Genomic DNA, 24100 nt, shown 5'->3' with positions numbered 1-24100 from the left:
TTGAATCAGCCTTCGTCTGCAACAGAGCCTTATGTGACTCGGTTGCCATGCCTGGCGGCGATCACCTGTGGGAGCGAACTCGTTCGCGAAAGAGGGTTCAGGCATCAGAGGTGTATCGCCTGTACGTCTGCTTCGCGAATGTATTCGCTCCCACAGGGGATCTGCGTCAGGCCAGGAAATCCCGTTCGATTCGGAAAAACAAGCAACCATGCACTTCGACCTGATCGACCTGAAGCTTTTCCTCAACGTGACCGAAGCCGGCAATATCACTGCCGGGGCCACTCGCAGTCATTTGTCGCTGCCGTCGGCCAGTGCGCGAATTCGTGGGCTGGAGTCGTCGTTGGGCATCGTGCTGCTGGAACGCGGGCGACGGGGGGTTACGCCGACGGCAGCGGGGAAGGCGCTGGCGCAGCATGCGCGGCTGATTCTGCAACAGGTCGAGCGCCTGCAAGCCGACCTCACCGATTACGCCCAAGGCTTCAAAGGCCAGATCCGCCTGCTGTGCAATACCTCGGCGCTGAGTGAATACCTCCCGGAAAAGCTGGCCGATTTTCTCGCCCGCCACCCGAACATCGACATCAGCCTCGAAGAACACCCTAGCCTGCGCATCCTTCACGCCGTGCGCCACGGCACAGCGGACATCGGCATCATCTCCAATGCCGTCGATGCCAGTGATCTGCAGACCTTGCCGTTTTGCGCCGACCCGCTGACCCTGATCATGCCGCTCGATCATCCCCTTACCGAACAAATCGATGATTCGCTTGAGGGCCTGCGATTCAGCCAGGCGCTCGCCCACGAGTTCGTCGGGCTGGGGGTCAACAGCGCCATGGCGATTTACCTTGAAGAACAGGCGTTGCATTTGGGCCGACGCATCAAGACCCGCGTGCGCGCCGAGAGCTTCGACGGGGTGTTGCGCATGGTCTTGCGCGGGGCGGGTCTAGGGGTCGTGCCCCAAGCCGCGGTCGAACGCTTTCAACAGGCGGGCCAGCTGAAAAACGTGCCGCTGATCGACCCGTGGGCAGACCGCAAACTGCTGCTGTGCGCGCCTGACTTTGCCGTGCTGCCGGAATACGCCAAGGCGCTGGTGCGTCATTTGGCCGGAGAAACTGCGTTTCTGGACACCTCGATGTCGAGCCCAGACAACTGACCCGCCTCAGACACCCCTAAGGTGGGCGAGCGCAATTCCCGCCACCCCTTTCTGGAGCTGTCATGAGCGACTCGATCATCCTTCTTCGCGACACCACCCCACTGCCCGTCGTCGACGCCTGCAAATGGGAACGCATCGGCGGCGACCCACACACTGTCAACCTGAACGCCTACACCAGCGCCGACGGCGAAAAGATCATGGGCACCTGGATCTGCACGCCGGGCAAATGGTACGTCGAGTACACGAAGTGGGAATACTGCGACTTCCAGGAAGGCTATTGCATCATCACCCCTGAAGGCAAAGAGCCGATCCACCTGAAAGCCGGCGACAAATTCATCATCGAGCCGGGCATGAAAGGCACGTGGGAAGTGGTCGAAACCGTGCGTAAATATTTCGTTTTTGCGTGATCGCTGACGTCGTCAACGACATGAGGAGCTGCCCGTCGCAGCTCCTTTTTTTTTTGCGAAAACGGCAGACGGGGAGCAGTAAATGCAGCGAACGATTCAGACGATCTATCGACCCCATAGCGTGAATTCGCGCGGACATTTCCAGAAACAGGAATAGTATTGCGTCCGTCATGAATGGTCCTGCCAAGCATCGAGCCATTCGAATATTCCTCCAGGGCTGCCACACAAGGCCCGACCACGGAGTTCTTTACCATGTCTGAAGTCACTCTCTACACCACCAACAGCTGCCCCTACTGCGTCGCCGCCAAGAATCTGCTCAAAGGCAAGGGCGTGGAATACAACGAGATCAACGTTCAGGCCTCGATGGAACAGCGCACCATCATGATGGAGCGCAGCGGCCGTCGCACCGTGCCGCAGATTTTCATCGGTGACATTCATGTCGGCGGCTTTGACGACATGGCGCTGCTGGAACGCAAGGGCGAGTTGAACGCGCTGTTGGCCGGTTCGCCTGCCTGATTGATAACCGACCACGCCTTACTTTGTTTCGGTCCGGTCGTTACCCACTGTAGGGGCGAATTCATTCTGGGCGGCATTCAGACGAAGAGGGTTCAGGCGCTGGAGATGTGTCGGCAATACCGGCCTCTCACGAATGAATTCACTCCTACAGAGGGATCGCGGTTGTCATCGCGAATCCCGAGCTGACGATCCGGACAGCTTTCCATTTCTGCCAAGTCCACTTGCCATTTGTAACATTCCCCTGATCCCGGCTATTTCCTAGGATTCCTCGACGTCTGGCTTGCCAGCAATCAACGTACCCGAGGGAAATGGCTTATGTCTGATGCTACTGAGCGCCTGTGGGGCGCGCGATTCAAATCCGGGCCCGCTGCGGCCATGGCCAACCTGTCGCGCTCGCCTGCCGTCTACTTCCGCATGACGCCGTACGACATCGCCGGTTCCAAGGCCCATGCCCATGAGCTCGAACGTGCAGGCCTGCTGACCGCTGACGAAACCCGCGACATCATCGCCACCCTCGAAGCGATCAACGATGACTTCGCCGCCGGGCAGATCCAGCCCATTCCAGCCGACGAGGACGTGCACACCTTCATCGAGCGCCTGCTGACCGAACGCCTCGGCGCACTGGGCGGCAAGCTGCGCGCCGGTCGCTCGCGCAACGACCAGACCGCCAACGACATGCGCCTGTTTCTGCGCGATCAGATTCGCCTGCTCACCCTGTCGATCCTTGACCTGCAGGATGCGCTCGTGACCCAGGCCGAGCAGCACGTGAACACCATCGCGCCCGGGTTCACCCATTTGCAGCAGGCCCAGCCCATCGTCTTCGCTCATCATTTGATGGCCCACGCCCAAGCGATTCATCGCGACATTCTGCGGCTTCAGGATTGGGACAAGCGCTTCAACCTGTCGCCGCTGGGTGCCGCCGCCATGGCGGGTTCGGCGATTGCCCGCGACCTGCAAAGCTCCGCCGCGGAACTGGGCTACGCAGGGCCATGCGAGAACTCCATCGACGCCGTCGCCAGCCGCGATCACGTCGCCGAATTCCTGTTCTGCGCCAGCATGCTCGGCATCAACATTTCGCGCATGGCCGAAGAATTCTGCATCTGGACGTCGCGGCAGTTTCGCTGGGTGGAGCTGGATGATGCCTATGCCACTGGCAGCTCGATCATGCCGCAGAAGAAAAACCCGGACATCGCGGAGCTGGCGCGAGGCAAATCGGGGCGCTTGATCGGTTCGCTGACGGCGATTCTGTCAGTCCTCAAGGCGCAGCCGCTGTCCTACAACCGCGATTTGAGCGAAGACAAACACGCGATTTTCGACGCCGTCGACACGCTGAATCTGGTGTTGCCCGCGTTTGCGGGGATGGTGCGAACGATGACGGTGCGCAAGGATGAATTGTTGCGTCAGGCGCCCTTGGGTTTCACCCTCGCCACCGAAGTCGCAGACTGGCTCGCCGTGCGTGGCGTGCCGTTCAAGGAAGCCCACGAAATCACCGGGCAACTGGTGCAACTGTGTGAAGCGCAGGAGATCGGGCTGGAAGAACTGACCCCGGCCATGCTCGCGCAAACCGATGCGCGGCTGACGCCGGATGTACTGGAGGCTTTGACGCTCGACGCAGCCTTGGCGGCGCGCAGCGGTTGGGGTGGGACATCGCCGACGCGTGTGGCTGAGCAGATTACGCGGTTCAAGCAGCACTTGGTCACGCAGGAGAAATGGGCGAAGGATTACAGCGGGCCAAGGGGGGTAATCCCTGGAGCCCGAAGCGCAGATTAAACCTGTGGGAGCCGGCTTGCTGGCGAAGGTGGTGGGTCAATGGCATTCATGTCGTCTGACACACCGGGTTCGCCAGCAAGCCGGCTCCTACAGCTGCGTCATACCTCACTCCTTTTTCAAATACCCTTCCACCACCGCCGAGAAGTCCTTCCCGCCATCGCCCCGCAAGCTCATCGCCTGATACAGCTGATGCGCCAGCGCGCCAAGGATCACCGGCTGACGCGCCACTTTCGCGGCTTCGGTCGCCAGCCCCAAATCCTTGAGCATCAAATCCGCACCGAACCCACCGGTGTAGCCACGAGAAGCAGGCGCGGTATCGACGACGCCCGGCCACGGGTTGTACATTTCAGAACTCCAGCAACGGCCTGTCGAGCTGTTGATGATGTTGGCGAGCACGCCGGTATCGATCCCCAACGTGTTGCCCAAAGCCATCGCCTCAGCCACGCCGATCATGGAAATCCCCAGCAGCATGTTGTTGCAGATTTTGGCGATTTGCCCGGTGCCGACATCGCCGCAATGTACGATGTTGCGGCCCATCTGCGCCAGGATCGGTTTGAGTACATTGAAGTGCTCGACACTGGCGCCCACCATGAACGTCAACGTGCCCTGCTGAGCACCGCCCGTCCCTCCGGACACCGGCGCATCACCCAGAGTCACGCCCTGTTTGGTGGCCGCTCCCGCCACGTCACGGATGGTCTGCGGGTCGATGGTGCTGCAATCCACGGCTGGCACGCCCGCCCGGATGCCGGCCAGCACACCGTCTTCGTTCAGGTAGACCGCACGCACGTGGGCGGCGGCCGGCAGCATGGTGATGACCAGCTCGGCTTCTTGCGCCGCGTGTTTGGGCGAGTCGCTGATGAGGCCGCCCTGTTCGGCGAGTTCGGCCAGCACTTGCTGGTTGAGGTCGAACAGGTGCAACTGATGCCCGGCGCGAATCAGGTTGCGCGCCATCGGCGCCCCCATGTTGCCCAGACCGATGAATGCGATTTTCATTGTTGTTCTCCTTGTCAGATTCAGATCCGCTTGGGCAGACGACGCAGCTCATTATTGTGGTGAGCCCCTGTGGGAGCGAATTCATTCGCGAAGAGCCGGTACAGACGACGCATCTCCATCGTCGGCACGTTCTTTCGCGAATGAATTCGCTCCCACAGGGTTTATCCGTGGTCAGCCCCTGCTCGGCTCAACGCAAATTGATCGTCGTGTTCACCCCGTCATTCACGCTGTCGTCGTCGAACCAGCGACTGGTGACGGTCTTGGTCTGAGTGTAGAACTGCACCACTTGTTTGCCGTACGGGCCAAGATCGCCGAGCTTGGAGCCGCGCGAACCGGTGAAGCTGAAGTACGGGACCGGCACCGGGATCGGGATGTTGATGCCGACTTGGCCGATGTCGATGGCGTTCTGGAATTTGCGCGCCGCCGCCCCGCTCTGGGTGAACAGGCCCACGCCGTTGCCGAACGGGTTGCTGTTGACCAGCTCGATGGCCTGATCCAGCGTGTCGACTTCCAGCACCACCAGCACCGGGCCGAAGATTTCCTGAGTGTAAATCTGCATTTGCGTCGTCACGCCGGTGAACAGGGTCGGGCCGACGAAGTTGCCTTCTTCATACCCCGGCACTGTCACGCCACGGCCGTCCAGCTCCAGCGTTGCCCCTTCTTTCACGCCGCTTTCGATGAGGTCGAGAATTCGCTGCTTGGCGCGCTTGGAGATGACCGGGCCGACATCGGTGCCAGCCTCGCTGCCCGCGTTGACTTTGAGCTTTTGCGCCAGCGCTTTCAAATCAGGCACCCACTGCTTCGCGGCACCCACCAGCACCACCACCGACGTGGCCATGCAACGTTGCCCGGCCGCACCAAAACCTGCGCCGACCAGCGCGTTGAGCGTCTGCTCACGGTTGGCATCCGGTAACACCACGGCGTGGTTTTTCGCGCCCATCATCGATTGCACGCGTTTGCCGTGCTTGCCTGCCAGGTCGTACACGTGAGTGCCGACGGCGGTCGAACCGACAAACGAAATGGCCTTGATGTCTTTGTGCGTGCAGATCGCGTCCACCACGTCCTTGCCGCCGTGCACGACGTTGAGCACGCCCGCTGGCACGCCCGCCTCCACTGCGAGCTCGACCAGCAGCATCGTGGACATCGGGTCCTGCTCGGACGGTTTCAGAACGAACGTGTTGCCGCAGGCGATGGCCATCGGGAACATCCAGAGCGGAATCATCGCCGGGAAGTTGAACGGCGTGATGCCCGCGCACACGCCGATCGGCTGACGCAGGGTGTAGGTGTCAACGCCGCCTGCGACGTTCTCCGCGAACTCGCCCATTTGCAGTGTGCCGATGGAGCAGGCGTGCTCGACCACTTCCAGACCGCGAAAAATATCGCCTTCGGCGTCAGCAATGGTCTTGCCCTGTTCGGCGCTGAGGACAGTGGCGATGCGCTTCGAGTGTTCGCGAATCAGCGCTTGCAGCTTGAGCATGATGCGCAGACGGGCGCCGATCGGCGTGTCGCGCCAGGTCTTGAACGCGGTCTGTGCGGCAGCGACGGCAGCGTCCACCTCAGCGGCAGTGGCCAGCGGCACTTTGGCCAGCACTTCCTGGGTCGCTGGGTTGACGACATCCAGCCACTCGCTGGTTTGCGAATCGACCCATTCACCGTTAATCAGCAGTTTCACGTGAGCGACAGCGGTGTTGTTTTTATTCAGTGACGCGTTCATTACAGGACTCTCCGTTCAGTTGGCGATCTTGCACGACCGCCGAAAAAAGCAGCACTCAGGCGGACGTACGGCGCGACGGATCGCGCTTCATCAACGCCGTACATACCAGCGCAATCAACGCCATGCCGATCAGGTACACGATCACGTAATGCGGATTGCCATCGCCCATGGCCAGCAGTTGCGTGGCGATCATCGGTGCGAAACCGCCCCCCAGCACACCCGCCAACTGGACCGACACCGAGATGCCGCTGTAGCGGATTTCGGCGGGGAACTGCCGGGCGAACAGCAGCGATTCAGGGGCGTACAGAATCGGGAACACCACGCCCACCGCCAGCACCATCGCCCACCACACCAGCACCGGATCGCGGGTGCCTAGCATCGCGAAGAACGGGTAGATGAAAGCGCAAAGCAACAGCAGGCCTGCGAAGTAAAGACGCTTTTGGCCGACCAGATCGGAGATATGCCCGCACAGCGGCATCGTTACCAGCGACAGGGCCGCGCCTGCGGTGATCGCGCCCAACACATCGGCGCGAGGGATCTGCAACTGGTTGGCGGCGTAGGCCAGGGCGAACGTCACCGACATGTAGAACCACGCGTTCTCCGCCGTGCGCGCGCCGATGATGGTCAGTGTTTCGCGAGGGTGATCACGGAACACCTTGAACAGCGGCACTTTGACGGCGATCTTTTCCTTCTTCAGCTTCTCGAAATCAGGCGACTCGGGCACCTTCAGACGGATCAGCCAGCCCACGCCCAGCAACAGGACGCTCGCCAGGAACGGAATGCGCCAGCCCCAGCTGAGCATGTCGGCTTCCGGCAATTTGGCGACGAGGGCCATCGCCAGCGACGCCAGCACCAGACCCGCGCCGACGCCGGTTTGCGGCAGGCTGCCGTAGAAGCCTTTCCTGCCTTCAGGGGCGTGCTCGACGGCCATCAACACCGCGCCGCCCCACTCGCCACCGACCGCCATGCCCTGCAAAAAGCGCATGCCGACCAGAATGACCGCGGCCCAGTAGCCAATCTGTTGGTACGTGGGAATCAGACCGATGATGATCGTCGGCACACCCATCAACATCAGGGTGACGAGCAGCATGGATTTGCGGCCGATCTTGTCACCGAAGTGACCGAACACGATGCCGCCCAACGGACGCCCGAGAAAGCCAACCGCGTAGGTGGCGAACGCCGCCAGCACGCCGATGATCGGGTCCAGCGCAGGAAAGAAGATTTTGTTGAAGATCAGTGCGGCAGCCGTGCCGTAGAGAAAAAAGTCGTACCACTCAATGGTCGTACCCGCCATGCTCGCCGCCCCGGCAAGCCGATAGGCCTTGGTCTTGGTCTTCGCAGCGCTGGCGTCAGGTACACCGGCGTCCGCTGTGAAAGCGTCCTTCATAAACTCCTCCGCTTATTATTTTTGTGCAGGGTGTTCGGGATGTAGGTGGTGCGGTTTGAACGGCATGACCTCGGCTTTGAAACTGTGCGCGACCTTGTGGGATTCGGTTAGCTCGCCAAGGCGTCGTGTCAGTCACCACCGATTTGTCAGGTCCGCCCTCTTCGCCAGCAAGCCGGCTCCCACAAGGTTGTGTTCGGTCCATGACACGGTTGGATTCTCGCCGTGCTTCGGAGTATAGATGTGCAAACTTCTAATAAGAACGCACATAAAAGCAGGTCTATCATGCAAAAACACATCACTTCCCTGAGCGCATTGAACTGGGATGACCTGAAGTTTTTTCTTGAAGTCGCGCGCACACGCAAGGCGAGTTCGGCGGCCAAACGGCTGGCGGTGGACTACACCACCGTGTCGCGGCGGATCAATTCGCTGGAGGCCTCGCTGGGGACGTTGCTGTTCGAAAAGTCGCGCAACAACGGCTTTGTGCTGACGGCAGAAGGTCAGCGTTTGCTGAGTTCGGCGGAGTCCATCGAAAGCACCTTGCACATTGCCTGCGAACAAGTCTCAGGGTCCGGCGTCGCGTTATCGGGCCATGTGCGCATGGGCTGCACCGAAGGTTTCGGCAGTTTCTTCGTGACCCCGCAACTGAGCCACTTCACCGATACCTACCCCGCCATCTCGGTGGACATCCTGCCCCTGCCGCACTTCATCAGCCTGTCCAAACGCGAGGCCGACATTGTCATCGCCCTGGAGCGCCCGGAACATGGCCCGTATGTCGTCTGCAAACTGTGCGATTACAGCTTGCGACTGTACGCGACACAGGAATATCTGGACCAACGTTCACCGATCCGCAAGACCGATGACCTGATCGGCCACCCCTTCATCAGCTACGTCGACGACCTGGCCTTCAGCCCGGAATTGCTCTATCTGAACAACCTGCTGCCCGACGTCCACGCCCACCTGCGCAGCACCAGCGTGGTCGCCCAATACGTCGCGGCGTTGCAGGGTCGGGCGTTGGCGATTCTGCCCTGCTTCCTTGCCGCCCAGGATCCACGGCTGCTGCCGGTGTTGCCCGAAGAGGTGAACATCACCCGGCAGTTCTGGATGTATTGCCGCGAGGACCTGCGCAAGCTTAAGCGCATCACTCTGTTGTGGGATTACATCCGCCAGACCACCGAGCAGAATCAGGCATTTTTGTTGGGGGAGACGCGGGTGATGAGTTTTGTTGACTGACCAGGTTCGGCGTCACACCGCTTTCGCCACTGTCGTAACCTGCAGAAGCCCCCACCGGATCGTGGTTTGCCACAAAATATTGAGTTGTCTGGATGTCTGTGGGAGACGCCGGAAGTTACGACGGCAGCGAAAGCGGTAGATCAGTCGCCCACGCTGCCGTCGAAGGCCAAAACGTCTAAATCGCCCCTCGCCACCATAGTTTAGAAATCTCTGAACTATGCATTTGAGCTTTCCTATTCTTTCCGTTCATCGGCCGAACCTAAGATCGGCTCCAATAAAGGAGCCCGTCCAGTAGAGACCCGGCCCGAAGATTGCCTTTTCTGATGTGACTGCCGCTGTACCCCGTTCCGGCTCGCGCCGTGGCGGAGCCATGTCTGAGGTCACGTGTCAGTCGCAAGACGCAATCTTTGGGGACGTTCGATGAAACTGGAAATCTTCCGCACGATGTGGGGCTACGCTGCGAGCAAGGCTCAGGCGCTGGATGAATTGCTTGAGGCCGGGTTCGACGGCATGGAAGCGCGCTTGCCGCTGACGCCGGTCGAGCGTGCCGAGTTCGGTGCGTTTCTGCGCGCCAATCACCTGCCCTATATCGCCACGGTCTTCACCGCCTACGACGTTCTCCCCGAACAATCGGCGACCCTCGCTGAGCATCTGACCGACCTCGAAAAGAAGCTCTCTTGGTCCACCGAACTGGCGCCGCGCTTCGTTAACGTGCTGGCCGGGAACGACCGCTGGCAGTTGCCGCAGCAGGTGGAATTCTTCGGTCAAGCGCTGGAACTGGCACGCAAGCATGGCCAGACCGTCACCTTCGAAACCCACCGCGCCCGCTCGCTGTTCAACCCGTGGGTGACACTGGAGCTGATCCGCCAGTTGCCGGACCTGCGTTTCACCAGCGACATCAGCCACTGGGTCGTCACCTGCGAGCGCCTGCTCAATGACCCGGAAGACGACCTCAGTGCCTTCGTCGAGCGCGTTCACCACATCCAGGCTCGGGTCGGTTATGACCAGGGTCCGCAAGTCCCGCACCCCGCCGCGCCGGAGCGCGCCGTCGAACTGGCGTTCCATCAGCAGCACTGGGAAGCGGTCTGGACATCCCAACAGGCGCGCGGCTATCAGGTCACGACGCTGACCCCGGAATTCGGTGCGGACGGCTACCTGCATCACCTGCCCTTCACCAACGTTCCGGTGGCCGATCTGTGGTCGCTGAACGTGTGCATGGCCCAGATCGAACGTGAACATTTCCAGCGCTTCACCCACACAACAAGCCGATAAGGAGCGTTTCGCCATGCCTGATCAGTCTCAAGCGGCCGCCGTCTCGACCGAGCCAAGAGTGGCCAACTTCAGCAGCATTCCGGTGGTGGACATCGCCGGTCTGTTCAGCGCCGACATCACCGACCGTCAGGCCGTGGCCGACGAACTCGGCAAGGCCGCGCGTGAGGTGGGCTTTCTGTACGTCAAAAACCACGGCATCGAGCCCGCGCTGATCGCGGGTTTGCGCCAGGCGGCCAAGGACCTGTTTGCCCAGTCCCTCGACTACAAGATGCAGCATTACATCGGCACGTCCCGCAGCCACAAAGGCTTCGTTCCGGAAGGTGAAGAGGTGTACGCCAAGGGCAAGCCCGATCACAAGGAAGCCTTCGACATCGGCTTCGAAGTGGGCGACGAAGACCCGCTGGTGATCGCCAAGACCCCACTGATCGGCGCCAACGAATGGCCGGACTTGCCCGGTTTCCGCGCCGCCGTCGAAGCCTATTACGCCGCCGTGTTCGCCTTGGGTCGTCGCCTGTTCGACGGTTTCGCGTTGGCCCTGGGCCTTGAGGAGGGCTACTTCGAGGCGATGGTCACCCGTCCGCCGTCCAAGCTGCGCCTGATCCATTACCCCTTCGACGGCGACGCGCAGGATGCGCCCGGTATTGGTGCGCACACCGACTACGAGTGCTTCACCATGCTGCTGGCCGACAAGCCGGGGCTGGAAGTGATGAACGACCTGGGCCAGTGGATCGACGCGCCACCAGTGGAAGGCGCGTTCGTGGTCAATATCGGGGACATGCTGGAGGTGATGACCGCTGGTACGTTCGTTGCTACGGCTCATCGGGTACGCACGGTCAGCGAGGAGCGTTATTCCTTCCCGCTGTTCTTCGCCTGCGACTTCCACACCCAGATCAAACCGCTGCCTCAATTCGAGAAAGAGGGCACGGAGTACGAAGCGATCACCATCGGCGAACACATGTTCGGCCAGGCTTTGCAGACGTATCAGTACCTGCGTCGCAAGGTCGAGAACGGCGAACTCAAGCTGTACGAAAAGGCGCGCAAGCCTTCGAGCTTCGGCCATTTGAAGCATCAGGCACAGGACGCATCCTGATGCCCCACACCCCATCCCAACACACCGTGCCTTACCTTCCTGACGTGGAGTCACCGACGATGCGCAACACTTTGAACACTGCTGTTCGCTTGACCGTTCTTGCCACCGCCGTGCTCGGCAGCTCTTTGTTACAGGCTACGGTTGCCCACGCTGCCACCACTGTGACACCTGGCCAGTTCAAGGTCGGCATGGAGATTACCTACCCGCCGTTCGAATCCTACGACGAGAAGAAAAACGTCGTCGGCTCCGACCCTGACCTGTCGCGCCTGCTGGCCAAGCACATGGACCTGAAGGCCGAGTTCGTCGACACCAAGTTCTCCAGCTTGATCCTGAGCCTGAACGCCGGTCACTACGATGCGATCATCTCGGGCATGTACATCACCCCTGAGCGTCAGACCCAGGCCCAGACCATTGCCTACGCCAAGACCGGCGCGGCGATCATGGTGCTCAAAGACAGCACGATCAAACCCAAGGTGCCGGAAGACCTCTGCGGCCTGAAAGTCGGCCTGGAGAAAGGCACGACGTGGGTCGCCCAATTCAACAAGCTCTCCACCGATTACTGCGTGCCGAACAACAAAGGCGCGATCGCCGTGAGCGAATTCCCGTCCGCACCGGAAGTGACCCAGGCGCTGCTGTCGGGCAACGTTCAGGCTCAGGTCGAAATCGACGGCGCGGCGGGCATGATCGCCGAACGCACCAAAGGTCGTGTGGTGGTCAGCACCGAGCACTCGATCTACCAGCAGACCCTCGGCATCTACGTGAAGAAAGGCAACGACGAGTTGTATCAGGCGTTGCTCAAGGCCTTCGACGAAACCAAGAAATCCGGTGAGTACGCAGCACTGCTGAAGAAGTACAACCTGGAAGAGCCGAGTAATTAAAGGCTGATGCTCTACCCCTGTAGGAGTCAGCGTGCTCACTCCTACAGGATTCAGATTCGGCAGAGGTACATATGCAATTCGAATGGTCCTACTTTTTTTCGCTGTTCTCGGTCTCGGACTTTTGGGAATCCTGCATCACGGTGATCGAACTCAGCGCCTTGGGCTGGTTCATCGGCATGCTGCTGGGGTTTCTGCTGGCCTCGGCCAAGCTCTCGACCGCGCGCTGGATCAGCGTGCCTGCGTCGATTTATATCTGGTTCTTCCGCAGCGTCCCACTGCTGGTGCTGGTGGTGTTCACCTACAACCTGCCGCAGATGTTCCCGATCACCCGCGAAGTGCTGTCCAACCCCTTCTACTCCGGCCTGTTGGCGTTGGTCGTCACCGAAGCGGCGTACATGGCCGAGATCCACCGGGGCGGCCTGATTTCCGTGGCCAAGGGTCAGAAGGAAGCCGGTCGAGCATTGGGCGTAGGATTGATCGGCATGCAGCGTCTGATCGTCATCCCTCAGGCCTTCCGCATTTCCCTGCCAACGCTGATCAACGAATACATCACCGTGGTGAAACTGACCTCGCTGGTGTCAGTGATTTCCCTGACCGAGCTGCTCACCGTCGGCCAGCGGCTGTACGCACAAAACTTCCTGGTGATGGAAACCCTGTCAGCGGTCGCGGTGTATTACGTGATGATCGTGACCGTGTTCGGCTGGCTGTTTCACTGGCTCGAACAGCACCTGGAACTGAACAACCGCAAGCCGCAAACCCTCGACGACAGCGCCCTCGCCCGCCTGCGCACGACGCTGATCGCACAGCCTGCCAGGGCTCGTCAGCCCGACGCAGGACCGGGGTCGGCCCCTGCCTTGCAGTTGGTGAATATTCATAAAAGCTACGGTCATCACGAAGTGCTCAAAGGCATCAGTCTGGACGTGAATCCGGGGCAGGTGATCTCGATCATCGGGCCTTCAGGGTCGGGTAAAACCTCGCTGATCCGCACCGTGAACAGCCTGGAAAGCATCGACAAGGGCGAGATCATTCTTTTCGGCGAAGGCTTCATCCATGCCGGTGACAGCCCCAACGCGCCGCAGATTCGCCGTGGTGTGCAGCGCATCGGCATGGTGTTCCAGAACTTCAATCTGTTCCCCCACCGCACGATCCTGGACAACGTGACCCTCGCGCCGCGCTACCACGGCCGCGACAAGGCCATCAGCGAACAGCGCGCCTATGCCCTGCTCGACAAGGTGGGCCTGCTGGCCCACGCGCACAAATACCCGCACCAGCTTTCCGGCGGCCAGCAGCAGCGTGTGGCGATTGCCCGTGCGCTGGCGATGGACCCGCAGATCATGCTGTTCGACGAACCGACGTCCGCGCTCGATCCTGAGCTGGTCAGCGAGGTGTTGAAAGTCATCGGCGACCTGGCGAAAGAAGGCATGACCATGCTCATCGTCACCCACGAAATGGACTTTGCGCTGTCGATTTCCGACCGTGTGATTTTCATGGAAAACGGCGTGGTGCAGGTCGATGCCTCGCCGCAGACCATCCTCGCTGACCAGTGCGGCGATCGGGTGCGCCAGTTCATGGGGCTGGACAGCCCGGCCACTCAACCGGAGCCCGTGCGCAAGGAAGCCTGAGCGGCTATCGTGGAGCGACATGATCCCTGCATCACGTTACCCCGGAGCCTGAAATGGACAACTACACCCCGCTGAGCTGCGATCTCTACGACTACCTGGAGATCGCCTGCATGCACGGTTATCGCCTGAAGGTCGAAATGGTCGACGGCACAACCTTCGAAGGCCTGCCCGTCACCACCCGCACTGCGCCGAGCAAGGAAGAATTCCTGCAATTCGCCGACGGCCTCGACGAAGTGCGGCTGGACCAGATGCTGGCCATCACCCCGCTGGACGACGGCGCCAGTTTTGGTCGGGTGGAGTTGGGCAATTCGTTTTGCACGACGTGAGGGAATTCAATCAGGAGGACGCCTCAATCCCTGTAGGAGCGAATTCATTCGCGAAGCGTTGGTACAGCCGATACACCCTCATCGCCTGATAACTCTTTCGCGAATGAATTCGCTCCTACAGGTGGACCCGCGCCAAGCCCACATTCTCAGGCGCCTCGGTTTCTGTGGGAGCGAATTCATTCGCGAAACGTTGGTACAGCCGACACACTTGCTACGTCTGATGCATAGTCCACACGTATCCAGATCCGTAGCGACCGCTATAACGCCAACATCAACCCGCTCAACCGCTTCACCTTGCGCCGCAGCGCTTCTTCGAAAACGCCCTGTCGCGGTTCGATGAGGCTGAACCAGTTTTTCGCGCGCGTGATGCCGGTGTAGATCAGCTCTTTAGTCAGCACCGGGTTCAGCGCTTCGGGGAGGATCAATGCCGTGTGCGCAAACTCCGAGCCCTGGGATTTGTGGACGGTCATGGCATACACCGTTTCCACATCATTGAGCCGACTCGGCAGCACGAAACGCACGCCTCCCTCGCCGTCGTTGCGTGGAAACGCCACGCGCAGCGCCGTGCGGTTTTCCTCGACCGGGCCTTCCGGCAAACGCAGGGCAATGCCGATGTCGCCGTTCATCAAACCCAGCCCGTAATCGTTGCGGGTCATCAGCACCGGGCGGCCTTCGTACCATTGCTGATCGCTCTCGATCAGCTCGGCAGCGAAGAGCGTCTGAGTGATGCGCTGATTCAACCCCTCAACGCCCCACGGCCCTTTGCGCACGGCACACAACAGCTGGAACTCATCGAACGCGTTCAGCACCTTGCGCGCCCACTCGACGCAGCGCGGATCTTCGATAGACGTGAGCCCTTGTGGCCGCTCGCTGCGCATCAGGGTCAGATAATGCCGATACCCCTGAGGGCCGCCGCCGTGGCCGTCGAGCAACAGACGCGACAACGCCCGATCCTGCTCGCCCTTGAGCGCCAATGAATACAAATCCGCATAACCGCCGTTGACCAACAGCGCTCGGGCGTCCTGGTCCTGCTGCTGATTGACCCGTTTCGCTAGTTGCCCAATGCCGCTGCCCGCCACGAAACGCCGCGAGTGACGCAACATCACCACCTGCTGCGCCAGAGCATGTTGCTGCGGGTCGCCCTGTTGCAGCCCGCTTTTGCTCAAGTCCTCGCCGCTGACCGACTCCAGCCACGCCTGCGTGTCGGCGCTGTACATCCCCGCTTCGGCATCGCGACACAGATCGCCCAACACTGCCCCCGCTTCCACCGACGCCAGCTGATCCTTGTCGCCCAGCAACACCATCCGCGCGTGAGGCGGCAAGGCGTCCAGCAGATTGGCCATCATCTCAAGGTCGATCATCGACGCCTCGTCCACCACCAGCACGTCCAGTGGCAACGGGTTGCCTGCGTGATGGCGGAAGTGCCGCGTGCCGGGCCGACTGCCGAGCAAGCGGTGCACAGTGGTCACGTCACTGGGGATTTTCTGCCGCACGTCTTCGGGTACGTCGAGGGTTTGCACCTGATGACTGATGGATTCGGTGAGTCGCGCCGCTGCCTTGCCCGTCGGCGCCGCGAGACGAATGCGCAGCGGTTTGCCGCGCTCCACCGCGGGGGATTGCAGCAGCGCCAGGAGACGCACGACCGTGGTGGTTTTGCCCGTGCCGGGACCGCCGGTGATGATGCTGAACGCACCGCGCGTGGCAATGGCACAGGCGAGTTTCTGCCAGTCGATCAGCGCATCCGGTGCAGTGCTTGGGTTCCCGAACAAAGCGTCCAGACGCTGGGCCAGGTCGCTCGACGCGGGTTCGGTTTGGCCGAGACGACGATGCAGCGCGGCGTCGATCCTGCGCTCATACGCCCAATACCGCCGCAGGTACAGGCGACGGTCTGACAACACCAACGGCTTCTGTCCTGCCGTCGTGCTGCTGTCGCCCGCCTTCGCGACAAGCGGGCTGTCCGCCAACGCCTGACACCAGGTCGCGCCGTCCAACGCCTTCAGCAGTGTGGAGGGCAGCAACATCGGCGTTTGCAGCACGTCGCCTTCGGGCGGCAGCGACAGCGCGAAGTCTGGCTCTTTGAGGGTCTCAAAGAGATCGAGACAGACATGACCGTGACCGAGCTGATGGCTGGTCAACGCTGCCGCAAGCAGCACCAGCGAATCGGCCGCTGGATCGAGGTCTGCCAAAAAACCCACAAAGGCCTTGTCCAGCGCTCGCAACCAGCCGCGCTCGACCCAGCGCTCCAGCAGCAATAACAAATCGTCTACGCGGCTCAGGGGCTTGAGCGCGGCCAGGCTCTCGGCGTCCAGCGGCGTGGGCAGCAAATGCGCGAAGGTGCGGTTCATGCGAGGTCTCCTGACAGCGTTTCTTCCTCAACCAAAGCTCGACCCTGAAACAGCAAATCGAGGCTTTCGATCAACTCACGGGGCGGCCGGGTAAACCATGCGCCCTGGCTGGCCGCACGACTGCCGCGCACGAACAGGTACACCGCGCCGCCCATGTGGCGGTCGTAGTCATAATCGGCCAGCCGCGCCTTGAGTTGGCGATGCAAGGCCAGCAGATAAAGCACGTATTGCAGGTCGTAGCGGTTTTCCAGAATCGCGTTTTCCATCGCCATTTCTGTGTAGGCATCGTCGTCGACGCCGAGCCAGTTGGATTTGTAATCGGCCACGTAATAGCGGCCCTGATGCTCGAACGTCAGGTCGATGAATCCTTTGAACATGCCGTTCAGTGAGACGGTTTCCGCCGCCGCACGGGGCGCGCCGCTGTGGGTGTAGCGACGCACCAATGCGTCCATTTGCGCCACGTCGACTTTCGAACAAGCGAACCAGAATTCCATCTCGACGCGGTACTGATTGGGCTGATCCAGCGCGCTCAGGGCCACCGGCGGCACGTCAGCGCCGAGACGCAATGGCAGGCTCAACAGGTGAGACAGCCAGTCCGTCAGCGTGTTGATCCAGCCCTTCCAGTCGCGACGATTGCAGCGCTGGGCGACGACTTTTTCCAGTGCCACGGGATCGCTGGCGGCAACCGCAAAGCCCTTTTCCCCTGCCCACTCCAGCAAGCCGTGAAGGAAGGTGCCGGGGTTCGGGCCACGGGGGAATCGGTGAATGTCGCCGCCGCTGACCAGGGTCTCGCGGGGCGCATCCGGGTCGAGGCGTTCGTCGTCGAACAGCTTCTGCGCCTGCGGGCTGTCCGGGGATTGGTCGCCGCTGTCGGTGATCGTGTCGCCGATGCGCAAGGCGCTGTAGGACGCAATCCACCAATTCTCCCGCGCACTACGACGCGGCATGCGCGGCTTGCTCAACGCGACCTCGCTGCGCGGGGCGCTGAAGGTGTCTTCAGTCGGCGCAGGTACGGCTTCGACGTGCACGGTCGGCTGGTCGCTGGCCAGCGCGTGAAGCCATTGAACGAGCTGCGTCGACTCCGCCAATACGTTGCCGCCGCCGAGGAGGTAGCCCAGCGCCGAACGGTGCAGAATCGAGCCTTTGGTGTTGCCGCGCTTGAGGTCGGCGACGCCCAGCCAGCAGGCGTGTTGCGCACGGGTCAGGGCGACGTACAGCAGGCGCAAGTCCTCGGCCAGACGTTCGTCATCCGCTTGTTCGATGAGCGCTGCCGTCGGCTTGAGGCTGATCTGCGCGTGCCCTTCGGCGTCATGGAAATGCAACGGCAAACGGCTGCCATCGACCGGTTTGGTCGAGCAAATGAACGGCAGAAAGACCAACGGGTATTCCAGCCCTTTGGACTTGTGAATGGTCACGACCTTGACCAGTTGCTCGTCGCTTTCCAGCCGCAAAATCTGCTCTTCGCCGGCTTGGCCGGACAACGCCAGATGCTCGCTCAGATGACGGATCAACGCCTGCTCGCCATCGAGTTCAGCAGCGGCCTGCTGCATCAATTCAGAGAGGTGCAACAGGTTGGTCAGCACCCGCTCGCCATCGCTGCGCTGGATCAGCGTCTGCGGCAGTTTGAAGTCGTGCAGTAAGCGACGGAGCATCGGCAGCACGCCTTGAGTGCGCCAGATGCGACGATAATCACGGAACTGCATGACGCGGTTTTCCCACGCCAATTCGTCCTGATTCAGACGTTCCAATTCAGCCAATGGCAGGTCGAGCGTGATGCAGGCCAAGGCCGCGCGCAGCGTGCGTTCTGCGTCGGGTTCTGCACACGCCTTGAGCCAGGCCAACAGGTCGTGAGCCTCTTGCGCGGCGAACACCGAATCCTTGTCCGACAGATACACACTGCGCACGCCACGGACCGACAACTCGCCGCGCACGGCTTGGGCTTCCTTGCCGTCGCGCACCAGAATCGCGATGTCCGACGGCATCACGCCTTTCAGCGTCTCCCCCGGTTTGGCGAAGCCCGCGCGGCCCTGTTGACCGGCATTGAGCACGCGCACGATTTCACTCGCGCAACTGGCGGCCAACTGCTGCCGATACAACGTGCCGGACACCGGCTGATCGCTTTCCAGTTGCCAGACATTCAGCGCTGGAATGGCCTGGCCGTCGAGCTGAAACACTTCCTTGCGGCCCTGTGAATTAACAGGCTGGAACGGCACAGGATTATGATCGGCGCTGCGAAACAGAAACGCGCCGCGCCCGATGGGATTGTTCTCTGCACGCACGAACACGTGGTTCACGGCCTCGACCACCCCGTGGCTGGAGCGGAAGTTGGTGCCCAATGTGTGCAGGCGTCCGGTGGTCGCGGTACGGGCGCGCAGATAGGTGTAGATGTCGGCGCCGCGGAAGGCGTAGATCGCCTGCTTGGGGTCGCCGATCAGGAACAGGCCGGTGCTTTCGTCATGGGCTTCGAGGCGATAAATGCTGTCGAAAATCCGGTACTGGACCGGGTCGGTGTCCTGGAATTCATCGATCAACGCAACTGGAAACTGCTCGCGAATCAGGGTCGCCAGGCGCTCACCGCCATTTCCTCGCAACGCTGCGTCCAGACGCAACAGCATGTCGTCAAAACCCATTTCGGCGCGACGACGTTTCTCTTCTTCAAAGCGCGCACCGACCCATTGCGCGGCGTGTTCGAGTACGGCCGCGTCGGGCGTTGGCAGTGTGTCGAGAGCGACTTTCAGCTCGACCATCGCCTCGAAGGCCGGGTGCGACGGCGGATTGCTTTTCCAGGCCTCAGCAATGCCATCGGGGGTCAGACGGGTGAAACCGGTGCCCAGATCGAGCTGCTCCTGTTCGTCATCGTTGGCCCAGGCGATCAACTTGTCGAACCAGGGTCTGAAGTAGCGTTCCTGCATCTTGCGACCGTCGACAATTTTGCAGTTCACACCGTCTATGCAGATCGCGTGCAGCTCGGCGGCCCAGTTCGCCCACGGTGACTTGAGTGTCTTCAGGGTTTCGCGGCGCTCATGAATCGAGGCTTCGATCAGTTGCGTCGGGGTTTGCGTGACCGGGACGCGATCGCTGCCGAACATCGCGCGAACCCGAGGCAGCAACGCCGCCGGGCCACCCCAGTGTTCACGCACCCAATTGAGCGCATCGCCGGTCATGGGGTAGCAGAACTTGCGCCAGTAATCGCGCAGCACTTCGCCCAGCAAATCGCTGTGATCGGTTTCCAGGCTTTGAGTGAACAGGCTGCCGCTGTCGAAGGCGTGCTCGCGCAGCATGCGCTGACACCAACTGTGAATGGTCGAAACCGCCGCTTCGTCCATCCATTGCGCCGCAATGTCGAGACGGCTCGCACAACCGGCCCACTGCTCCGGCGCGAAGTCGTTGCGCAGGTCGTCGATCAAGGCGTCAGGGGCTTCGATCTCTTGACGGAAGAAGCGCGCCGCTTCGGCCAAACGTGTACGGATGCGGTCGCGCAGCTCTTTGGTCGCGGCGTCGGTGAAAGTCACCACCAGAATCTGGGGCGGCAGCAACTCGCGACCGAAGCCTGAAAGGTCATCGCCGTGGCCAAGGACCAAACGCAGGTACAGCGCGGAAATGGTGAACGTCTTGCCCGTGCCCGCGCTGGCCTCGATCAGTTGGCTGCCCTTGAGTGGGAAGCGCAGGGCCAGAGGTTTTTGAACGTCGATCATGCTCCGGCCTCCTCGCTGGACAGGGACTGCCAGGGCGCGTCGAAAATCGGTTTGTACAGCGACTCACACCAGCCAACGAATTCTTCGCTGTCGAGCAGCGCATCGAACATGGGGAATTGTCGAGCGAGCGCTGTGCTTTCGGCGTGCTCGCCCGCGATGTTCTGGCCGTCGCCGTCGTAGGTTTTGCGGGCGGCGGCTTCGGCTTTGACTTCGTCCGCTTCACCCAGCCAGGCAAACGCAGTCTTCACGGCGACAGGCAACGGGCGCTGCATGCCGTGTTGCCAGGCGAGCAGCAGATCGTTGAGGGTGCTTGTGGCTTTTGCCTTGTCCAACGGGGGCAAAAGCAGGGTTTCATCGCTGGCCACCAACGCGGTCGTCAGCGGCAAATCGCAGGCGCACGCCACCAGATGATTGACCCACGGCTTGGTCAGGCGATGCCACTTCCGAGATTTCCTACCGCCGATGGCATTGGGAATGGCCGTCACAGCCAGCAACTCGCCTTGCGTATTTTGATAGAGGCCATCGAGCCAGCCGTCGAGGGCGACGTTTTGATGTTCGTGGCTCACGGGTAATGCGCTCTGTACGCGCTCGGGCCATTTGAACAGCAGGTCGTGATAGCGCTGCACCAAATCCGGCAGCGGCTCGATCAACTCGTCCTGTAGGAGCGCGCCGAATCCAGCCATCGGCAACAGCCCGCTGGCTTGTAGGCGAATGGCCTGGGCTTTGAGGGATTCATCAGGGCTCTCAGGGTCCATAAGCGCCGCTTGCAGCAGGCTATCGCTCAATCCATAGCGCTCAAGAGCATCGAGCACAAACGGCTCTTCGTCGGCCAACGGCGCTTCGGCCACTTCGAAGAAAATTTTCAGACGCTGGCTGAAGAAGTGCTTGACCGGGTTGCGCAAGAAATCCTGCAGTTGCATCAGGCTCAACGGCTCTTCCTGCTCGTGCCTTTCCAGCGCTGTGATTTCGCCCGACTGGACCGCTGCTTCATGCAAGACCTGCCATTCACGGGCAAAGCTGAAGTACTCCAGATTCTCCTGGAAGTATTTGGCGCTGAACGGTTGCAGCGGGTGTTCAAGGGTCAGCTTGTGCAGCAGTTGCTGACCTGGGTCGCGCCTCTTCGCGTCCTCGGGTTCGACAGCGTCTACCAACCGCCAACCGCTGGCCAGGTGATCACGCAACTGGCCAATGAGCACCGAAGCCGGGCGTTCGGAGTTGTCACGAATGCTGCGTCCGACCCAACTGATGTAGAGCTGATCACAGGCAGACAGAAGCGCTTCGAGCAGCAGATAGCGATCGTCCTCGCGACGGGAACGGTCGCCGGGGCGGTAATCGCTGCCCATCAAGTCAAAGTCCAGCGGCGGTTGTGCGCGGGGGTAATCACCGTCGTTCATGCCCAACAGGCAGACCACTTTGAACGGGATCGCACGCATCGGCATCAAGGTGCAGAAGTTGACGGAGCCGGCGAGGAAGCGCTGCGAAAGTTTTCCCTGATCCAGCCCGGCGAGCCACGCCTCACGCACAACCGTCAGCGGCAATTCTTCCAGCAGGCCGACCGTTTCGCAGGTCTCCAGCCAGGTTTCGCGCAGGGTTTCGAGCTGGCTGAGCAGATAGTCGTCGTGCTCGCTGTCCGCCGTGAAAAACAGTTGCATCAGCGCTTGTAGACGCATGCCCCAAACCGGCGGGGTTGTGGGCTGCGACAGTTCGGCGTGGGCGACTTGAAGGGCGTCGATCAAGGCGACCAACGGGCCGATGAGCGCGGCGTCCAGGCCGCCGATTTCATCATAGGGTTCGATGTCATCGTAGGCAATGCCTGCCCCCACGGCGTACCCCAACAGCATGCGCCGCAGACCGAAATGCCAGCTGTTCTGTTCGAGGGCCTCGGGGAGCCCCAAACCCTCGCGTTGCTTGGCATTCAACCCCCAGCGAACGCCTGCGCCTTCGATCCAGCGATGCAGGGTTGGCAGGTCGCGTTCGTCGATGCCGAAACGTGCGCGCAGGGCGGGAACGTCCAGCAGGTCGAGGATCTCGCTGACCGGGAACCGACTGTCAGGGATCTTCAACAAGTGCTCAACGGCAATCAGTAAAGGGTCACGACCGCGCTGGCCCTGGTCTGCCAACGTGAAGGGGATGAAGCGGCGATCATCACGGTCCAGTTGCCCAAACACGGCGCGAATGTGCGGGGCGTAGCTGTCGATGTCCGGGACCATCACGATCACATCGCGAGGGCGCAGATCAGGATTGGCGCTGAACCGCGCGAGCAACTGGTCGTGCAGCACTTCTACTTCGCGCTGGGCGCTGTGGGCCACGTGGAAGCGAATAGAGCGATCTTTCTTGATATCGACGGCGGGCCACAACTCGCGGGTTTCACTCAACGGTCTCAGCTCGAGGATGTCGTCTTGGAGCTGGCTGAGAATGGTCTGGGGGTCGCTGTCGCTGAACAGATCGATACGCCCGTCGCGGAAGATCGAGCGGTAGCTGTTAGGGTCGTCGTGGCTGTCGAGCAGATTGATGTAATCGCGGCCCTGCTTGCCCCATGCGGCGAGCAGTGGATGAGCATGCTGGTGCAAGGCGTCCGGGTTGAGTACCACCGGCATTCCAGCCTTGCGCGATTGACGTTTGTACTCGTGCCGTAGCAAGTCTTTGTCAGCAACGATATCCGCCCAATGGTGACGGCAGGGGTTGTGCACGCAGAGCAGCACTTGGCTGAAACGTGACAGACCGGCGAGGGCTTCAAGCGCTTGGGCAGGCAATGAGGAGATACCAAACACAATGACCCGGGCGGGCAAGCCAGCGGGGGCCTCGGTCAGAGTATTAATCCGCTCCATATAGCGCTGATGCACCCCGGCACGGCTCTGAGCCATGCCCTCGGCACCGACATCATGAAGCAACGCTCGCCACAACTCGGCTTGCCAGCAGTTTTCAGGTTTGAGCGGTTTGGCCTCTCCCCTGACGTTCTTGAGTTGATGCCGTCCAGCGGCCCAGTCTTCAAGCCAGTCAGCGCGGTACACCTGGTATTGGTCGAACAGGTCGGCCAGTCGCTCGGACAACTGATAGCGCTTGCGCAGATCGGTATCAGCCGTGAGAAAGCGTTGCAGCGGCTCAAAATGCGGTTGGTCGATCAATGCGGGTAACAACCGCATCAAACGCCACGTGAGTGGGGCTTTGTCGAGCAGCGAGGTTTCAGGGATTTCGTCCTTCCCCAGCACTGCGCGGTAAAGCTGCCACATGAAACTGCCGGGGAGTTGAACGTCGATGGCGGCAGCAATGCCACACCCGCCTTGATCATCGTCCTGTGCATCCTCTGCCAAGGCAAGCTTCAGCCACTGGGCGATGCCGTTGCTCTGTACCAGAGCGACTTCGTTTTCCAGCGGGGTCAGCGGGTAACGCCGCATCCACGACACCACGAGGCTACGCAGTTCATCCAGGCGATTGCCATGAACCACCATGAACCCAGGGTTAAGGTTGGATGTCACCGGCATGGCTGCTTCCTTGGCGTTTGGAGAGGGAGAAGACTAACAGAGGGGGCACTTGACCTGTAGCCGTTCGACTTGCCGGCACTGCCGTAGGCAAGATCGCAGTCATAGGTAGAGCGCGATCTTTTTCCGCGCGCAAAAACAAAACCCCATCTGCTTTCGCAAATGGGGTTCTGGAATTTAATCTTGACGATGACCTACTCTCACATGGGGAAACCCCACACTACCATCG

16 protein-coding genes are annotated in these 24100 nt (G+C 61.0%); 10 read left to right on the top strand and 6 right to left on the bottom strand.

Translation table 11 applies throughout. The features are described from left to right. The first annotated feature begins 208 nt into the window (after positions 1-208). The 4 genes from ACIQAL_RS00080 to argH all read left to right on the top strand — a co-directional run bounded on the left by ACIQAL_RS00080 (position 209) and on the right by argH (position 3840). Positions 209-1147, top strand: coding sequence for a LysR substrate-binding domain-containing protein (locus tag ACIQAL_RS00080; protein ID WP_401141161.1), 939 nt, complete (start codon positions 209-211; stop codon positions 1145-1147). A gap of 62 nt (positions 1148-1209) precedes the next feature. Beyond that, positions 1210-1554, top strand: a complete 345-nt coding sequence (locus tag ACIQAL_RS00075; protein WP_166593775.1) for a cupin domain-containing protein — start codon at positions 1210-1212, stop codon at positions 1552-1554. Between the two features lie 252 nt (positions 1555-1806). After that, a complete protein-coding gene (gene grxC, locus ACIQAL_RS00070; RefSeq protein ID WP_401141158.1) occupies positions 1807-2070 on the top strand; it encodes a glutaredoxin 3 in 264 nt (87 codons plus the stop codon). Positions 2071-2385: 315 nt separating this feature from the next. Next, on the top strand, positions 2386-3840 hold the full coding sequence (gene argH / locus ACIQAL_RS00065; RefSeq protein ID WP_401141156.1) for an argininosuccinate lyase: 1455 nt from the start codon (positions 2386-2388) through the stop codon (positions 3838-3840). 105 nt (positions 3841-3945) lie between these two features. Here the strand turns inward: argH and mmsB are convergent, their stop codons facing one another. The 3 genes from mmsB to ACIQAL_RS00050 all read right to left on the bottom strand — a co-directional run bounded on the left by mmsB (position 3946) and on the right by ACIQAL_RS00050 (position 7934). Further along, positions 3946-4833 carry a 3-hydroxyisobutyrate dehydrogenase gene (gene mmsB / locus ACIQAL_RS00060; protein WP_401141153.1) on the bottom strand — a complete coding sequence of 296 codons (888 nt, stop codon included), beginning with the start codon at positions 4831-4833 and terminating at the stop codon, positions 3946-3948. A gap of 187 nt (positions 4834-5020) precedes the next feature. Then, complete coding sequence (locus tag ACIQAL_RS00055) at positions 5021-6547, bottom strand: CoA-acylating methylmalonate-semialdehyde dehydrogenase (protein WP_401141150.1); 1527 nt, start codon at positions 6545-6547, stop codon at positions 5021-5023. Between the two features lie 55 nt (positions 6548-6602). Continuing rightward, on the bottom strand, positions 6603-7934 hold the full coding sequence (locus ACIQAL_RS00050; RefSeq protein ID WP_401141147.1) for an MFS transporter: 1332 nt from the start codon (positions 7932-7934) through the stop codon (positions 6603-6605). 282 nt (positions 7935-8216) lie between these two features. On the opposite strand from ACIQAL_RS00050, the gene ACIQAL_RS00045 reads away from it, so the two are divergent. The 6 genes from ACIQAL_RS00045 (at position 8217) to ACIQAL_RS00020 (ending at position 14352) form a co-directional block, all read left to right on the top strand. Further along, complete coding sequence (locus ACIQAL_RS00045) at positions 8217-9164, top strand: LysR family transcriptional regulator (protein WP_401141145.1); 948 nt, start codon at positions 8217-8219, stop codon at positions 9162-9164. A gap of 420 nt (positions 9165-9584) precedes the next feature. Beyond that, on the top strand, positions 9585-10436 hold the full coding sequence (locus ACIQAL_RS00040; RefSeq protein ID WP_401141142.1) for a sugar phosphate isomerase/epimerase family protein: 852 nt from the start codon (positions 9585-9587) through the stop codon (positions 10434-10436). A 13-nt stretch (positions 10437-10449) separates the two neighbouring features. Continuing rightward, a complete protein-coding gene (locus tag ACIQAL_RS00035; RefSeq protein WP_401141140.1) occupies positions 10450-11526 on the top strand; it encodes an isopenicillin N synthase family dioxygenase in 1077 nt (358 codons plus the stop codon). Between the two features lie 59 nt (positions 11527-11585). Then, entirely contained in the window at positions 11586-12404 is an 819-nt protein-coding gene (locus ACIQAL_RS00030) for an ABC transporter substrate-binding protein (protein WP_401142347.1), read from the top strand. A gap of 71 nt (positions 12405-12475) precedes the next feature. Continuing rightward, positions 12476-14026 carry an amino acid ABC transporter permease/ATP-binding protein gene (locus ACIQAL_RS00025; protein ID WP_401141137.1) on the top strand — a complete coding sequence of 517 codons (1551 nt, stop codon included), beginning with the start codon at positions 12476-12478 and terminating at the stop codon, positions 14024-14026. Between the two features lie 53 nt (positions 14027-14079). After that, positions 14080-14352: a Rho-binding antiterminator gene (locus tag ACIQAL_RS00020; RefSeq protein ID WP_401141136.1), complete on the top strand. Its 273-nt coding sequence runs from the start codon at positions 14080-14082 to the stop codon at positions 14350-14352. A 257-nt stretch (positions 14353-14609) separates the two neighbouring features. Here ACIQAL_RS00020 and recD read toward each other — a convergent pair whose 3' ends face one another. Genes recD through recC form a run of 3 tightly spaced genes read right to left on the bottom strand, consistent with a single transcriptional unit; the run spans position 14610 to position 23874 of the window. Next, positions 14610-16697, bottom strand: coding sequence for an exodeoxyribonuclease V subunit alpha (gene recD, locus ACIQAL_RS00015; RefSeq protein ID WP_401141134.1), 2088 nt, complete (start codon positions 16695-16697; stop codon positions 14610-14612). Next, the gene (gene recB, locus ACIQAL_RS00010) at positions 16694-20392 is read right to left on the bottom strand and encodes an exodeoxyribonuclease V subunit beta (RefSeq protein WP_401141131.1); all 3699 of its coding nucleotides are present in this window, start codon (positions 20390-20392) and stop codon (positions 16694-16696) included. The genes recD and recB overlap by 4 nt, the downstream gene beginning before the upstream one ends. After that, positions 20389-23874, bottom strand: a complete 3486-nt coding sequence (recC, locus tag ACIQAL_RS00005; RefSeq protein WP_401141128.1) for an exodeoxyribonuclease V subunit gamma — start codon at positions 23872-23874, stop codon at positions 20389-20391. The genes recB and recC overlap by 4 nt, the downstream gene beginning before the upstream one ends. Positions 23875-24100 lie beyond the last annotated feature (226 nt).

The organism is Pseudomonas sp. NPDC088368, assembly GCF_044753445.1.
Classification (GTDB): Bacteria; Pseudomonadota; Gammaproteobacteria; order Pseudomonadales; family Pseudomonadaceae; genus Aquipseudomonas; species Aquipseudomonas bambusae.
This window is presented reverse-complemented; position numbering and strand designations above follow the sequence as displayed.

What these genes read in the sequence shown, in the direction of transcription:
- grxC (WP_401141158.1), top strand. Translation starts at nt 1,807, where the DNA reads ATGTCTGAAGTCACTCTCTACACCACCAACAGCTGCCCCTACTGCGTC.
- ACIQAL_RS00055 (WP_401141150.1), bottom strand. Translation starts at nt 6,547, where the DNA reads ATGAACGCGTCACTGAATAAAAACAACACCGCTGTCGCTCACGTGAAA.
- recD (WP_401141134.1), bottom strand. Translation starts at nt 16,697, where the DNA reads ATGAACCGCACCTTCGCGCATTTGCTGCCCACGCCGCTGGACGCCGAG.
- ACIQAL_RS00045 (WP_401141145.1), top strand. Translation starts at nt 8,217, where the DNA reads ATGCAAAAACACATCACTTCCCTGAGCGCATTGAACTGGGATGACCTG.
- ACIQAL_RS00035 (WP_401141140.1), top strand. Translation starts at nt 10,450, where the DNA reads ATGCCTGATCAGTCTCAAGCGGCCGCCGTCTCGACCGAGCCAAGAGTG.
- ACIQAL_RS00020 (WP_401141136.1), top strand. Translation starts at nt 14,080, where the DNA reads ATGGACAACTACACCCCGCTGAGCTGCGATCTCTACGACTACCTGGAG.
- ACIQAL_RS00040 (WP_401141142.1), top strand. Translation starts at nt 9,585, where the DNA reads ATGAAACTGGAAATCTTCCGCACGATGTGGGGCTACGCTGCGAGCAAG.
- ACIQAL_RS00075 (WP_166593775.1), top strand. Translation starts at nt 1,210, where the DNA reads ATGAGCGACTCGATCATCCTTCTTCGCGACACCACCCCACTGCCCGTC.
- ACIQAL_RS00080 (WP_401141161.1), top strand. Translation starts at nt 209, where the DNA reads ATGCACTTCGACCTGATCGACCTGAAGCTTTTCCTCAACGTGACCGAA.
- recC (WP_401141128.1), bottom strand. Translation starts at nt 23,874, where the DNA reads ATGCCGGTGACATCCAACCTTAACCCTGGGTTCATGGTGGTTCATGGC.
- mmsB (WP_401141153.1), bottom strand. Translation starts at nt 4,833, where the DNA reads ATGAAAATCGCATTCATCGGTCTGGGCAACATGGGGGCGCCGATGGCG.
- ACIQAL_RS00030 (WP_401142347.1), top strand. Translation starts at nt 11,586, where the DNA reads ATGCGCAACACTTTGAACACTGCTGTTCGCTTGACCGTTCTTGCCACC.
- recB (WP_401141131.1), bottom strand. Translation starts at nt 20,392, where the DNA reads ATGATCGACGTTCAAAAACCTCTGGCCCTGCGCTTCCCACTCAAGGGC.
- ACIQAL_RS00025 (WP_401141137.1), top strand. Translation starts at nt 12,476, where the DNA reads ATGCAATTCGAATGGTCCTACTTTTTTTCGCTGTTCTCGGTCTCGGAC.
- ACIQAL_RS00050 (WP_401141147.1), bottom strand. Translation starts at nt 7,934, where the DNA reads ATGAAGGACGCTTTCACAGCGGACGCCGGTGTACCTGACGCCAGCGCT.
- argH (WP_401141156.1), top strand. Translation starts at nt 2,386, where the DNA reads ATGTCTGATGCTACTGAGCGCCTGTGGGGCGCGCGATTCAAATCCGGG.